Source organism: Kitasatospora sp. NPDC004240, from assembly GCF_053603215.1.
The window spans coordinates 17,833-32,579 of record NZ_JBSGFD010000093.1; the positions used below are offsets into that span (position 1 = coordinate 17,833).

The 14,747-nt window shown below is 74.6% G+C and carries 10 protein-coding genes; all 10 read right to left on the reverse strand.

The annotated features are described in order from the left end of the window. Positions 1-69: 69 nt before the first annotated feature. On the reverse strand, positions 70-672 hold the full coding sequence (locus tag ACWEQL_RS24170; RefSeq protein WP_452152386.1) for a hypothetical protein: 603 nt from the start codon (positions 670-672) through the stop codon (positions 70-72). Then, the gene (locus ACWEQL_RS24175) at positions 669-4,817 is read right to left on the reverse strand and encodes a hypothetical protein (protein ID WP_452152387.1); all 4,149 of its coding nucleotides are present in this window, start codon (positions 4,815-4,817) and stop codon (positions 669-671) included. The genes ACWEQL_RS24170 and ACWEQL_RS24175 overlap by 4 nt, the downstream gene beginning before the upstream one ends. Further along, the gene (locus ACWEQL_RS24180) at positions 4,814-6,163 is read right to left on the reverse strand and encodes a baseplate J/gp47 family protein (RefSeq protein WP_452152388.1); all 1,350 of its coding nucleotides are present in this window, start codon (positions 6,161-6,163) and stop codon (positions 4,814-4,816) included. The genes ACWEQL_RS24175 and ACWEQL_RS24180 overlap by 4 nt, the downstream gene beginning before the upstream one ends. Next, a complete protein-coding gene (locus tag ACWEQL_RS24185; RefSeq protein ID WP_452152389.1) occupies positions 6,156-6,704 on the reverse strand; it encodes a hypothetical protein in 549 nt (182 codons plus the stop codon). Before ACWEQL_RS24185 ends, ACWEQL_RS24180 begins: the two co-directional genes overlap by 8 nt. Then, complete coding sequence (locus ACWEQL_RS24190) at positions 6,704-7,084, reverse strand: hypothetical protein (protein WP_452152390.1); 381 nt, start codon at positions 7,082-7,084, stop codon at positions 6,704-6,706. The genes ACWEQL_RS24185 and ACWEQL_RS24190 overlap by 1 nt, the downstream gene beginning before the upstream one ends. Next, positions 7,084-8,907 (reverse strand): hypothetical protein, encoded by a 1,824-nt coding sequence (locus tag ACWEQL_RS24195; protein WP_452152391.1) that lies wholly within the window; start codon positions 8,905-8,907, stop codon positions 7,084-7,086. Before ACWEQL_RS24195 ends, ACWEQL_RS24190 begins: the two co-directional genes overlap by 1 nt. Continuing rightward, positions 8,898-9,302, reverse strand: coding sequence for a hypothetical protein (locus ACWEQL_RS24200; RefSeq protein ID WP_452152392.1), 405 nt, complete (start codon positions 9,300-9,302; stop codon positions 8,898-8,900). Before ACWEQL_RS24200 ends, ACWEQL_RS24195 begins: the two co-directional genes overlap by 10 nt. Then, the gene (locus tag ACWEQL_RS24205) at positions 9,299-9,796 is read right to left on the reverse strand and encodes a hypothetical protein (protein ID WP_452152393.1); all 498 of its coding nucleotides are present in this window, start codon (positions 9,794-9,796) and stop codon (positions 9,299-9,301) included. The genes ACWEQL_RS24200 and ACWEQL_RS24205 overlap by 4 nt, the downstream gene beginning before the upstream one ends. Positions 9,797-9,817: 21 nt before the next feature. Continuing rightward, a complete protein-coding gene (locus ACWEQL_RS24210) occupies positions 9,818-13,438 on the reverse strand; it encodes an AHH domain-containing protein (protein WP_452152394.1) in 3,621 nt (1,206 codons plus the stop codon). Next, positions 13,435-14,747 (reverse strand): hypothetical protein (locus ACWEQL_RS24215; protein ID WP_452152395.1); only part of this gene is annotated, 1,313 nt, incomplete at its 5' end. The genes ACWEQL_RS24210 and ACWEQL_RS24215, both read right to left, overlap by 4 nt.

Sequence of the window (14,747 nt, forward strand, 5' to 3'; positions counted from 1 at the left end):
CCCCGTTCTCTGAGTTCTCTGGGTTCGCTGGGTTCGCTGAGTTCGCTGAGTTCGCTGAGCGTCGGACGGTCACCGGTAGGTGATCTGGAAACAGGAGAGCTTGACCGACTCCCCGTTGGCCGCGGCGCCGATGAGGTCCGCGGTGATGAAGTAGCGGTGCGTCCTGTTGGTGACGACCGTGGCCACCGGCACCGGGGTCGAGGCGTTCAGGGCGGTGACCCTGACGATGTCGTCCGCCCCGGCGCCCGTGAAGTCCTTCTGGCGCAGGGTCACGGTGAGGGTGCCGGTGTCGTTCGGCGGCTTGGTGCCGAGCACCAGGAGCGACCTGAGCTCGACCCCCTCCGGGAGGACGACGTTCATGACGCCGTGGGCCTCCGTGGCGTCCGCGACCTTCTGCGCCTGGTCGGTGAGGATCACCCAGGGTGTGGGGGGCGGCGCCGTGCCGCTCGCGGGCACCCGGGTCGGGGTGAGGATGGGCACCAGGGAGAGGAAGGACTCCTTGCGCACCATCGACCGGATCAGCGGGTTGAGGTGCTGGTCCGCGAGGGTCTTGAACTCGTCCTCCAGGTTGTGGAAGCGGATGTTGATGCCCTTCTCCCCGCCCGCCTGGACCCGGTCCTCGTTGTCGATCCAGTCGGTGTGGGAGAACTTGGGGACGTATTCGTCGGTCATCGGTCGTCGTCCTTGTCCGGTCGGAGGAATCGGGCGGGGGATCGGGACGGGAGCTCGTTCGGGCGGTGGTACGTCGGGAAGGTGTAGGCCGGCAGCACGTCGGTGTCGGCCTCCTCGCCCGACAGCTCGCGGACGTGCGAGCGCAGCCGTTCGGTACGGAACTCCACGCCGATCGGGTGGAACCAGTTGAGGACGTTGAGCACCAGGTCGTAGCGGTCCTTGCTGAGGAAGACCTGGTCGTCCGCGTCGAGGGCGCCCGCGAGCCGGGCCTCGCACTGGTAGGGCCGCAGTCCGTCACCCGGCAGGTAACTCGCCCGGACCTGCACGGTGCCGGGCGCCCGCGCCTCGACCCGGTTGACCGGGTCGCTGAGCGAGGCGATCGCCGCCCGGCCCGGCCCGGAGGACGGGGTGACCGACCAGGAGAGCTCCCGGCCGCCGCCGGGGCCCAGCACCTGACGGGACACCAGTCGCGGTGGCCGGGGCGGGGACCCGGACAGTGCCGCCGGGTCGGCGAGCAGGACGCTCGCCGCGCCCTGCGGGGCGGCCAGCAGGCACGGCGCGTACGGCGCTGCCGCCGGGCCGACGGCGAGGGCGCGGCAGTCGCCGCCGGGGTCGAGGGCCCGGGGCAGCAGCGTGTCGGTGGCCGTGTCGATCACGTGGACGCGCCCGGCCGCCGAGTCCGAGCCCGCGGTCGCCACGTACAGGTGCCGGCCGGTGGGGGCGGCACGCAGGGTCAGCGGCACGGTGGTGGGCGGGAACCCGCCGATGGTGGCGCTCGGTGTGGTCGCGCCGGCCGGGTAGACCTGGACGGAGACGGTGCCGCCGCCCGGACCGGTGGTGCGGCGGGCCACGTACAGCTTGGCCCCGTCCGGGGTGAGGGCCGCGGCCAGGGCCTCGGTGCCCGGTCCCGTGCCGATGACGGTGCCCTGCAGCGCCAGGGTGGTCCGGGTGACCCGGCAGAACCGGCCGCCGTCGAGCAGGACGACGAGGGCGGGGGCGCCCGCGCTGACGGCGAGCCCGCGCGGAGCGGCCGGGAGCGTCAGGGTGGTGGTGGCCGGCGGCTGGGTCTGCGGGTCGTAGGCGCGCAGCGTCCCGTCGCCCGCGTACGCGACGTAGAGCCGGTTGCCGTCGGTGCCCAGGGCGACGGGGTTCGGGCCGGTCAGGGCGGGGGCGGCGGGGGCGAGGGTGAGCGGGTCGAGCACCGAGACGGACCCGCCGGGCCGGTGCGCCACGTACAGCCGGCCGCCGACCTGGGCGAGCGCTCCGGGGAAGGGGGTGACCGGGGTGGAGCCGGCGAAGGCGAGCCGGGGGAAGCCGCCGGGGCGGTCGGCCGCCACGGTGAAGGTCGCGATGCGGTGGCTGCCGGGATCGGAGAGGTGGACGCGGGCGCCGTCGGGGGTGAAGCAGGCGTCGGCGGGTGAGGTGTGCGGCTCGGCGGTGACCACCGCGCGCTCGCCGGCGGCGAGTTCGGCCGGGCCGCGGACCTCGATCGGCTCGCCGGCGGCGACCGCGACCTCGATGACGCGCCCGCTCGGCGGGGCCTTCCGGGCGACCTTCACGAAGTCGAACCCGGCGTCGAAGGCCAGTGCGGCGAGTTCACCGGCGGGCAGCACGGAGTGCCGCAGTTCCAGCGCCCGGCCCTGGGCGCGCAGGCCGTCCGCGTCCGGGGCGAAGCCGGCCGCCACCACGAGGGCGCCGGTCGCGGGGAGCAGGCCGAGCAGCCGGTCCAGGGCGTGGGAGGTGACGCTCTGCATCCTGCGGTGGGCCGGGTCCTCGCCGTAGTCCACGGTGCGGCGGGTGCCGAGCAGGTCCTCGGTGCGGACCAGCAGGTTCGCGGGTTCGAAGTCCTCCTCGGGCGGCCCGGCGGCCTGGTCCTCGGTGACCCCGGTCCGGCCGTGGCGGTCGATCGACGCCCCGGGGGCGAGCCCGCCGACGGCGGGGCCGATCCGCAGGGCGAGGCTGCCGCCGCGGACGTGGCCGGCGCGGGCGACCTCCACCTGGACGGTCACCTCCCCGGCGGCCACGGCGGTCAGCACGGCCGGGACTCCCTGGCCGACGGTGGCCTCGCCAGGGCCGGAGCGGGTGACGGACCAGCGGACGCCGGCGCCGGCGAGCCGGTCGGGGCCCGGTTCGAGCCCGAGCGGTACGGAGTCACCGGCCCGCACCCGCCGGCCGGGCGGGCCGGCCAGGATGCGGAACGCCGGGCCGGGCGGCTGGGCCGCGTGCACCAGGCCCTCGTGGGTGTGCCGGACCCAGCCGAAGCCGGCGGCGTGGGCGTGCACGGCGAGTTCGCCGGCGGGCAGGGTGGTGTGGCGCAGCAGCAGCGCCCGTCCGACCCGGTGCAGGTCGGTGGCGGCCGGGTCGTGGGCGCGCAGGACGCGCAGTGTCCCGGGCAGGCCGGCGAGGCGGTCGAGCAGGGCGTCCAGGGCGTCCTCGACGCCGAGTTGCATCAGTACGCCGTCGGGGTCCGGGCCGAGGTCGAGGCCGGTCCGGGCGTCGTGCCGGCAGAGCCAGCCCGGGTCGAAGTCGGGTTCGTCCTCGGGGGTGCCGACGGTGTCGGCCTCGGTGGCGCGCTGGTCGCCGCCGGCCGTGACGCTCTGGCCGCGGCCGAGCGGGCGCGGCAGGATCCGCAGCTCCAGGGTGCCGGTGTCGGGCCGTCCGGCCCTCTCGTCGATCTCGATCCCCGGCTGGGCCTCGCCGTCGGGTCCGGGGCGGTTGAGGGCCCGGGTCAGCGAGTCGGCGGTGGGCACCAGCCAGCGCTGGAAGAGTTCCAGCCGCATCCGGTAGTGCCGGTCGCTCTCGCCGGTGACGGGGTCGAAGCCCGTACGGGCGGTGCGGGAGATCCGGATCTCCTCCAGCAGGCCGGTGAAGCCGGCCCCGGTCGTGCCGGTGGGCGTCGTCTCCCGGCCGAGGCCGATGACGACGGGCTGGTCGTTGGTGAGCGCGCCGAGCCGGTCCGGTCGTCGTCGGGCGACCTCGGCGCCGTCGAGGTGGAGCCGGACGGAGGCGGGACGGGGGCCGTCGGCCGCTCCCGGGGGGCGGGGCAGGCGTTCGATCACGGCGGCGACGTGGTGGAAGGGGCCGTCGCCGAGGTCGTGGTCGGCGAAGAGGTCGAGCGTGCGTCCGGCGTCGTCGGCGAGGGAGAGCCTGAGGTTCCGGTCGACGCCGCGGAAGCGTCCGACGGTGAGTGACCAGCCGGGCGAGGCCGCGGAGTCGAGCAGGGCGCGCTTGGCGATGACGGCCCCGGGCCCATCGCCGGTGCCGGGTCCGCTACCGGCGCCGGCGCCGGGCCGGGCGGGCCGGATGACGGCCTCGACGGTGAGCGAGGTGTCCGGGCCGGTGTCGAAGGCCTGGTCGGGGGCGATCGTGACGCTGCTCGTCCCGGTGAACTCGAAGGCGTTCGAGAACCGGCCGGTCCGCCCGGCGAGCGCGCCCCGGTTGCGCCCGTGGTGGGGCGTGACGCCGAAGCGCGCGGCGGCGTCGGCGACCTCCGTGACCTCGGTGCCGGGCGCGGCCGTGTCGTCGAGGTGGTAGAGCGCGACGGTCCGTCCGTCCCAGGTGTGCGGCCGGGGCGGGAAGCGGGGCGCGCCGAGGTCCTGGCCGATCAGGTCGAGGCTGGCGCCGTGGGCGCGGTGGGCGTAGCGCTGGGCGGACACCTCGGTGAGGCGCCGGGTGAGGTCCTCGTAGTCGGAACCGATCACCCAGAGGAGCTTGGCGAGGTTGCCGAGGAGGAGGGTGGCCTCCCAGTCCGCCGCCGTCGGCGGGGCCGGGGGGAGCGGCCTGATCCCGGTCAGCCGGACCCGGTGGGTGGGCCCGCCGCCGGGCGGTTCCACCACCTTGCCCTGACCGGCGGGCCACCCGGCCGGGAAGCGGACCGTCACCCGCTGCTCGTCCGGCCCGGGCGGGCGGGTGAGGAGGACCTCGACGGCGACCGGCTCGGTGGTGTCCGCGCGGGGCGCGAGCAGGAGGCGGGGTGAGTCCGGCAGCCGGTTCCAGCGGTTCCGGTAGGCCTGGAAGCCGGAGTCGTACACGGCGCGCAGGGTGCCGTCCGGGTGCCCGTGGAGGGCCACGGTGAGGCGCTCCATGCCCCGGTCGTAGGCCGGGGTGAGGCCGCCGCGCATGGTGTCGAGGAACTCCGCGGTCATTGGACTGCCACCTGGATGTCGATGAGGGGGCTGTCGAGGGCGAACCGGGCGATCTCGTCGGGTGCGAGCCGCAGGTTCTCGCCGACGGACAGTTCCTCGGCGCTCCCGAAGTCGGCGCCGCCGAAGCCGATGTCGGCGTAGGCGGGGGCACCGCGGCGCAGTCGAAGGTTCTGGACGTCGACCACGCCGGCGGTGGAGCGCACGGTGAGCACGATGTCGGAGTGCAGGACGCCCCGGCCCATCCGCAGCCGGTCCACCCCGGCGGTGACGGCGGCGAGGATCTCCCCCCGGATGGCGTCCGGGTCGTGCCCGGCCTGGACGACGAGGGTGGCGCGGATGCCGACGTCGACCTGGTTGGCGGGTTTGATGTTCGGGAAGACCGAGACCGGCCGCCACTGCCGGACGGCCTCGACCACGGCGTCGTGGACGGGCGGGATGCCGCCGTCCTCGTGCTGCCAGGGCCAGCCGGGCTCGACGGCCACGACCACGTCGAAGTAGTACGGCGATCCGGTGGGCCGCCCGGCGGAGAAGGCCCGCTGGCCGAAGCGGTAGGTGGAGAAGCGGCTGCGGGAGGCGTCGACGCCGCCGAGCGGGTCGAAGATCGCCGCGTCGCGCACGCCGGGGATGTCCAGGATCTGCGCCAGGACGGCGTCCTGGGTCCACAGGGTGCGGGGCACGCCGAGCAGGCGGGCCCGGTAGACGTCGTCGGGTTCGAGGAGTTCGCCGCCGCCGATCGCCTCGGGGCAGGTGACGGTGATCTCCGCGGGCCCCAGGTTGAGGTGGGCCCGGGCCCAGACCGGCTCCAGCCGCAGCTCCCGGCCGGCCGGGACGTCGCCCTCCGGTCCGCGCGGGACGGCCCGCACGGCGACCGTGGCGGGCGGCGCGTCGGCGGTCAGGCGGACGGCCGTGGTGGTCCGCAGGGTGGCCCTGGGCGCGTCCCCGGTGGCCGGGGCTTCCAGGATGGTGCCCTGCGGCAGGACGAGCGGGCGTCCGGGGTCGAGGCCGGCGAGGGTCACGGCGACCGCGCCGACGGCCTGGAGCTGGCGCCGCTCCAGCCCGAGGTCGGTGCCGAGCAGGTCGAGGCTCGGGCCCTGGGCGGTGGTGGCGAAGTTGGCGTAGTACTGGTCCTCCAGACCGCGCCAGAGCTCGTGCACGTGGACGGCGGCGGCGTCCAGCACCTTGCGCAGGGCGCTGCCGGAGGTGAGGTCGACGTCGCTGCCGAACACGGCCCGGGCGCGGGCCTGTTGGTCGGCGACGATGCGGTCGATGCCCTTGATCACGAAGCCGTCCGCGGTGACGCCGAACCCGTCGGTCGAGGCGCGGCCGGTCGAGGCCTGGTCAGTCAAGGCGTCCTCCCGACTCGAGGGTCAGCGTGGAGCCGGCGACGGTTTCGAGGACGACGTAGACGGTGTAGGCGCGACGGGCCCGGGCGACCCCGACGATCCGCTCGCGGGCCGCGTCGTCCAGTGCCGGACGGAGCTCGAAGAAGCGCGGGTCGTCCTCGAAGAAGACCTCCCGCACGTCGGTGACACGGCGGTCGGCGCTCAAGCAGCGGACCAGCTGCATCTTGATGTACTCCTTGCGCGCGTGGACGCCCAGCGCGTACCGGCCCACGGCGAGCCGGTCGAAGCCGAACGCGGTGTTGAGCCGGTCGCTGCCGAGCTGGGTCTCGACGGTGAGGACGAGGGCCTGGGCGAGCGCGTCCAGGCCCTCGACCATCGCGGGGCCGCCGGTCCGTTCGTCGATGACCAGGTCGCCGGCGTCGGCGCGCAGGCTGCGGCCGAGGCTGGGGGTGCCGGGCTGGGGCGGCCCCGACCGGGCGGGCAGCCGGAAGTCGGGGACACCGGGCAGCTCGGTGCCGGGCACGAGGGTGCCGAGGTCGGTCATCAGCTCGCCTCCAGGACGCTCTGGCCGGGGTCGGCGACGCTCCAGGTGCCCGGCCCCAGGCCGCTGACGGTGGTGCCGGTCGCGCTGGCCAGGAGTGCCGGCCTGCCGCCGACGATGAGCTTGACGGCCAGCCCGGCGGGCGTGGCGGTACCGACGAGGACGCACGGCTGGGGCGCGCCGGTGCCCGGCTGCTTCGCCGGGCAGGGCGCGACCATGCCGGGGACGGGGACCTCCGCCGCCCCGAAGGTGAAGCCCGCCTCGGCGCCTCCGGGGAGCACGCCGTGGCCCTGCACGGTGACCTTCGGGTCACCGCCGAGGAGCTTGGTCTGCCCGCCGTGCGAGCAGAGGAGGGTCGCGCCCTCCACGAGGACGAGTGCCATCAGCCGATCGCCACCTTCCCGTTCCCGACGGTCAGGCTGACCTGGCCGTCGGTGAGGGTCACGCTCTTGCCCGAGGCCGACTTGACCGTGACGCCTCCGTTCTCGTCGATCCGCACCTCGGCGCCCGGGGCGGACGTGACCGTGACGCCCCCCTTCTCGTCGATCCGCACCTCGGTACCCGAGGCGTGGCTGATCAGGAACTCCTCCGCCGGGCCCTCGGTGGGCCGTTCTCCGACGTCGGAGCAGTTCTTCCGGCCGACCGACAGCTTGAGTCCGATCGCCTCCACGATCCGGCGGCCGTCGGCCGCGGTGAGGTCGTTCGCGCCCTTCCCCGTCGGGCGGGGGGTGCTGCCGGGTGTGAGTTCGGTGGGCAGGCAGAGCCACCAGTCGCCGGCGCGCGCCTTCGGGCGGTCCATCGCCGGGCCGTTGGCCCACAGGAACCCGGTGACGACGGTGTCCTCACGCTCGTCGCGGACCTCGTTGAGCAGGCCGCGCATGCCTTCGTAGACCGGGACGGACAGGCCGACCTTGTGCCAGGCGAACGGCGAGGCCAGCGGTTTGTCGTCGAGCGTCGGACCGCCGCCGACGACCGGCAGGTCCACGCTGGGCGAGGCCGGCGCGCCCATGTCCTCGGCCTGGCGCTGTCCGTAGCGCAGGCTCGCCACGCGTTTGCCGGGCTTGGCACCGCTCACGTCGCCGACGTCGACCGAGGGCGCGAGCTTGTGCTCATCGCGGATCTTGCTGACGATCGCCTCGGCGATGGCCAGCGGGTCGGCCTTGCGGGCGCTCTCGGTGTTGCACCGGTTGCCGCCCTTCTCCTGGAAGGCGGCCGCCCGCCCGGTGCAGACATAGCCGGCGCTGGTGGAGAAGGAGTGGGTGAGCTCCAGGATCCGGAACCCCTCCAGCGGGTTCTCGTACCCCTGCACGCTCGCCGCCACCCGCTGCCCGGCCCGCAGCCCGGGCAGGCCGAGCACGGTGAAGTCGAACGCCGACACCGAGGAGCGTTCCGGCAGGTCGGAGACCACCCGCTGCTTGCCGGTGGCGCCGACCTGGATCGGCTGGAACTCGGCCAGCCGGGCGGTGGTCATGCCCCGGGGCGCGAGCAGGGTGTCCTCGCCGCTGATCAGGGCGAGGACGGCCGCCGGGTTGGGCACCACGGGCAGGCCGACCTTGGGCGGGTAGGTGACGGCGGTGCCGAACTGCACCTCGCCGTCCTGGACGAGGAGTTCGGCGTCGTACTGGCGGGCGAGCTCCTCCAGCAGGCCGAAGGCGTTCGGCGCGTCGATGTTGATGCTGGGGCGCTGCGGCTCGGTCGGGGTCGCCTTCTCGGCCAGCTTCACCCCGGCGGCGTCGGCGATGTGCTCGGCCAGCTTCGCGGGGGTGGTGTCCTTCCCGACGACCCGGGCCATCTCGGGTTCGGCGCTCTGGTCGTCGACCTTGCGGGTGCTGATCAGCTTGAAGGAGGCCTCCTCGTAGCCGGTCAGGCGCACGCCGAGGGGCGGGAGCCGTTTGGAGACGGTCATCGAGTCCACCCGACCCTTCAGGACGGCTTCGCGGGAGCCGGAGGACTCCAGGTAGCCGAGCGTGATGGTGATCTCGGTACCGCCCTTGCGCTCGCCCCGCTCCCCGGTGAGCTCGCTGCCCAGCGCCCGCTGGGCCGCCAGTGGCAGGGCGGCGAAGTGGAGGTCGAACCGGCCCGGCTGCCCCAGGCCGTACTTGACGGTGATCTCGGCGTCGCTGAGGGCCGCCTCGCTGGCGATGTTGTTGGACACCTTCAGCCTGAGCTTCGGGAACTCGACCTGGTACCAGAGGATCACGCCCATCGCAGTGCCACCCCGATCACGATCTCGCTGCCGAAGTGGCCGCGCCCGTTGAGGTTGCCGCGGGCCAGCCTGGCCTCCAGCAGCCGGATCGCCAGCCGGTCGGCGTGGTGGACGAGTTCGGGCTCCGCCACCAGCTTGCGCAGGAACAGCACCCGGGGCCCGTCCGGGCCGGGGCCGACCACCCGCAGGACGAGGTAGCCGGGCGGGCCGGTCGGCTCGCGGATCCGGGCCGGCGCGGCCAGGTCGTAGAGGGTCTCCGGCGGGTCGTCGGCGCCGGCGTGCACGGTCGCGTAGAGCCCGAAGTCGTAGCCGACCCCGCCGATCGGGCAGCTGAACGCCTGGGGCAGGCCCTCGTCGGGCTCGACGGGCAGCCGGCGGAAGTCGAGCGCGCTCACAGCGAGCCTCCCAACTGTCGCCCCACCGGGACCATGCCGCTCACGCTGGGCGCAGCCGTCAGCCCGGCGGCCAGCAACAGGTCCAGGGCCTCGCCGAGGGCCGCGGTGATGCTGGAGCGCGGGACGTGCTCCAGGGTGATGCTGACGTCGATGGCGTCGCGCTTCTGGTTGGACTGGGTGAACTTCAGGCTGGTGATCTGCATGTCGAGGCTGATGGTCATCCCGCAGACGACCGGGAGGCCGGCGAGGTTCATCAGGGGGGCGGCGGCCGGCGCCAGGACCCGCGAGGTCAGGGCCATCGCCTCCAGGCCCTTCTTGTAGACCAGCCGGCTCTGCCCCACCAGCACCGCCTCGACCGAGATCGTCCGGGCCGTCGGCGACACCAGCTGGGCCAGCTTGCTGCCGGCGATCCGGGCGACCTGGTACCCCTCGTTGAGGGTCAGGCTGGTGACCGTGAACAGCGGCACCGCCCCGATCAGGACGGGAATGTTCACACCGGTGACCATGGCGGGGGCCTACCTCTCTCCCGACGGGCGGGCCCGGCGCATGGACTCCACCCACTCCTCGAACTCGTCGTCCGGGATGTGGTCGAACTCGTCCCGGTGGCGCACCACCCAGTCCACCCAGCTCTCCCGTTTGTCAGCCGCGGACTCGATGTGGAAGAACTGGCCCTCCTGGATCTCCCGTTTGAAGCGCGCGAGTTCGGCCTCGACCGTGCCGGTGCGCCTGGCCTCCGCCAGCCGGCGGACCTGCTCCTTGCGGTACCCCTTGGTGTGCAGCGGCGGGTGGAGGGTCAGGGCCTCGGGGACGATGCCCGGATCCATCGTGGTCCGCGGCAGGTGGATGCCGTTCGCCTCGGCCTCGCGGACGTCGATCCCGGCCTCGTCGAGGATGCGCCGGATCATCTCCGAGCGCGGGTCGCCCTCCTCGACGATGTGGTGCAGCGGATGGCCGGGCGGGTGCGGCCCCGGCATGTTCCGCCGCATCGCCTCGGTGGGGCGGTCGGTGCCCGTGCGCTTGTGCCGCTGGGTGCCCACGTCGAGGGCCTGCGGCGGGACCTCCCCCGCCGGGTGCAGCAGCAGCTTCTCCTCCTCGGTCGCCCAGAGGTCGGCCTCCTCCAGGTCCCGGGCCAGCTGCTCCTCGATGCTCAGCGCGCCCGCCCGGTCGGGACTGCGGGCCTCGAACCTCTCCAGCGCGCCCATCGCCCGCTCCGGGTCCTTCCGGGAGAAGTCCCGGATGTGGTTCAGCTGCCGGTCGAGCTTCTCCGGGTCGCGTGCCAGCCTGCGGTAGCGCTGCCTGATCGACCTGATCCGCGCCAGCACCTCCGAACGCTCGACCTTCGTGAGCACCGCCTTGGCGCCGGCGATCCTGGCCCACGCCTCGGTGTCCCCGGCCTCCAGGCGTTCCAGGACGGTGGCGAAGGTCCCGAGCTTCCTCTGCTGCCGGGCCATGTCCTCGGCCCGGGCGATGTCCAGCAGGATCGCCTCGAACACCGCCGCGTCGCCCGCGGACCGCGCGAAGGCCGCCTGCACCACCCGCGGGCCGACCACCCGCACCCCGTCCATCGCCCGCGGGCTCGCCGCGAGCGCGGTGAGGAACTCCGCGCCGACCTCGCCCGTCGGGCCGATCCGCCGGTAGCCGATCCGCTCCAGGGCGGCCAGGAAGTTCCCGCCCTCGCCCGGCCGCAGCGCCTGCGCCATCGCGGCGATCTCCCGTTCCTCGAAGCCGCCGGGGCCGACCAGCCGGCGGAACGCCGGGCCGAGCTCCTCGACCAGGCCGCCCGACTTGGCGGCGAAGGTCTGCAGGATCTCCGCCCGACGGTGCACCCGCTCGACCACCGGGCCGAGCTCCGGGTGCCCGGCCAGCTGCGCCAGTGTGGCGCCCTCGGCGATCTCGACGCGCTTGACCACGGCGGCGAGCGCCTCGACGTCCTCGGCCGGCAGGTGCTCCAGCAGCCGCAGTACCTCGCTCTCGCCCTTGAGCTCCCGCAGGACGGCGCTGCCGGAGTGCAGGGCGCGGGCCAGCCGGCTCAGCCGGGCGAGTGCCGCCTCCCCCTCGGTCGTCCTCGCCACCGCGCCGGCCAGGCCGAGCAGGCGGGCCAGCAGCGTCAGCTTCTCGGTCAGGCCGACGGCCTCCGCGGCGGCCTTGAGCTCGCCGATGCCGATGAACCAGGACGCCACCTCGACCGCCAGCGCCCACCTGATCCTGGCGAACACCTTCTCGCCGACGTTGAGCACGGCCGCGCCGCGCAGGCCGGCCACCAGCTTCGCGCCGATGTGCCGCACCAGCACGGCGCACTCGGCCTGTGCGGCCTTGTTGCCCCACCCGGCGAGTTCGAACAGCGCGAGCATCCGCGCCAGCTGGGCGAGGCCCACGACCACCTGGTCGGGCTCGGTCACCAGCATCTTGAGGCCGTCGATCATCCCGGCGAGCAGGCCCTCCACCGCGCCGACCGCGGCATCGATCTCGTTCTCCAGCCTCTCGCCCAGCCCGGCCAGCGCCTCCTCGACGGTCTCCCAGCCGCTCAGCGAGGCCGAGGGCGGCCTCGGCTCCAGGGCGAAGGCCTCCTCGAACAGCTTCCGGACGACCTCGACGGTCAGCTTCTCCTTGGAGCCGAAGCGCTCGCCGACGGTGACCAGGAGGTCCCAGAAGGCCGGGCCGAGGTCCTCGAACATCCGGGTGGCGATCCCGGCCTCCCGCAGCCGCTCCATGACCGCGCGCAGCTCCGAGACGCTCTGCAGGGAGCGCATGATCTCGACGATCGCCCGCTCGTGCCGCTCCATGGTCCAGACCTTGACCAGGACCTCCAGGTAGGCGGTCTTGGTCGGCCACCCGGCGAGTTCGAACGCCTCCGCGCCCAGCTCGGCCAGCCGCTCGGCGGCCTGCGCGAGCTTGGCCTCGTCGCCGGCGAGACCCTGCTCGACCAGCCGGTCCAGCTCGTCCAGGACGCGTGCGCGCAGCTCCTCCTCCGACAGCTCCGGCCCTTCGGCGGCCAGTCGGCCGTAGAACCGCCGGCCGACCTCCCGGTCGGCGAAGAGCGCGACGTTGTGTTCCCTCGTCAGCACGGCGAGGACGTCGTGACGGTGTCCGGACGTGTCCCTGACCGAGCTCGGGAAGCGGCCCTCGACGACGCGCGTCGCCATGCCGGCGGGGAGCTCGGTGGTCTGCTTCACATCCTCGTTGGTCAGGGGAGGATCGGTTGCCACCGCCCGGATCCGACTGTCCCGTGCGCCCACCGGGCCTTCCAGCAGCGCGAACGAGGTCCTGCCGAAGGTCGCCCTGCCCAGCTGGAGCGCCCGGGCGAGGGTGGACGCCACGACGTGCCGGGGCGCGCCGCCGAGCGCGATGATCCTGGTGCCCGGAAGGACCATGACGCCCGCACCCTCCAGGCCGCTGGGGCCCTCGATCACCTCGTCGCGGACCTCCCCGGCCTCGTCCGGGGGCGCCTGGGGTTCCGGGGTGGCCCCGGGCTCCTGCGCGGACCGCGGTTCCTGCGCGGACTGCGGTTCCCGGGCGGACGCGGGCGCCGCCTCGGGCGTCTGCCCGGCTGCGCTCCCCGGGGCCGGGGCCGCCGGCCGGGTGGCGGGAGCGGGGCCGCGCCCGGGGCGGGGCGACCTCGGCGCGACGGGCGCGGGGGCGGGGCTGCCCTGCTCCCCGGTGCCCACCTTCTCGGCTCCGGGCTCCCCGGCGGCCGGCTCCCCGGTCTGCGGGCCGGGGCCCGGCTCCGCAGGTACGGCCGTCTCCTCCGTGGCCGGCTCCGCGGCATCCGTCAGCAGGTCCGCCGGCAGCGTGAAGGACAACCGGAGCGCACCCGCCGGCTCCGTCCGTCCGAACCGTTCGAACGCCTCGGACGGCTCGGACGGCTCGGACGGCTCGGCCCGTTCGACCCACTCGCCCCGCTCGGGCGCCGCCTCCGGTACGGCTACGAACGGCGCCGCTACGAGCGGCGCGGGGCCGGCCGGCAGGGCTCCGACCGTCTGGAGGTCGGCCGGCTGGAGGCCCTCCACCACCCGGGCGACCGCGCGCAGCAGTACCTCTTCGAGGGCCGGTCGCAGCCGCCCGTCCACGGCACCGTCGAACGTCACCGCCTCCGGCGGGTGCGGGCGGATGGTGAGGGTCCCGCCGCCCGGGGTCACGGCTCCCGCTCCAGTCGTGCGCGCGCGGCGAGCAGGTCGTCCCGTCGCCGCTGCGCGGCCAGCGCCCCGGAATCGGACACCGACCGGGAGGCCTGCGCCTCCTCCACCGCGGCGATCCGGTCGTCCAGGACCGCGATCAGCTCCGCCTTGGTGAACGGCTCCAGCTCGATCGAGGAGCTCGTCCGGATCAGGTCGTGCCACCACCACCCCGTCAAGGGGTTGCCGCCCTTCTCCAGCGAGGTGTCGGTGAGCGCGACGCGCTCGGCGGAGACGGTCACCGAGGTCAGCGTGGCGTCGGCCCAGACCACCCGCCGGCGCCCGCCCCTACGCTCGATCGTGACGAGCGTGCTCACGACGGCGTACAGCGGTTTGCCCGGGTGGGCCAGCCCGAGGTCAACCAGCTCGTCGAACCGGTTCTCGATCCGGGAGCGGATCTCCGGCTCCATCGCCGTGAACTGCGGCTCGGTCCACGTCTTGACCCACCTGGCCTCCAACTCCTCCTCGATCCCGGCCAGGATCACATTCCACACCAGCGCCGTGAGGATCTTGGCCAGGCCGAACACGCCTCCGCGCAGCCCGCTCAACAGGCGGACCCTCACCGGGACCCGCACGGGCTGCCGGGACACCGCCCCGCCGACCTTGCGGCGCATCGTCTCGGTCTGCGCGTGGGAGGCGGGCCGCCCCGGTTTGACCCCGGCCGCCTCGGCCTTGGCGATGTCGGTCCCTCGCGCGGACCGGATTCCGGGACCGACCAGGTCCTCGAACTCCACCCCCGGCGGCGGCTTCCGCACGCCGGACGCGTAGCCGCCCGCGTTGGTCACCTTCAGCTTGACCTTGAGCTCGGCCGGTACCGGTCGCCCCGCCCGGACGGCCGCCAGCGAGCCCTCCAGCCGCTTCACCACGTCGGCCTTCTCCGGGAACCCGGGCATGGCCCTGACCTTGGCCACCGCCTCCTCCAGGCTGCTCCGCAGGTTCTTGCCGAGCGCCGTCGCCTTCGCCCCTTCGGCCGGGTCCAGGTAGCCGGAGGCCTTGTTGTCGATCAGCCAGATCTCACCGGACTGCGGGTGGAACGCGATCGCGTCGACGCCGTGCCCGGTGAGCTGGTGCGCACCCGGGCCCGACGAGGTGACGACGAGGCGGAAGCCGCGCTCACCGAGCAGGAACGGCAGGTCCTGCTCCCCGTAGGCGCCTCCGGCGTGCGCGGCGGTGACCCGGCGCGGCTGGTCGGTCGGCGGCGGTGCCCCCGTCTGCGGCAGGACCGGCGGCGCGCCGGGCAGGCGCGGTCCCGCGGCGGCGGGCGGGGCGGCGC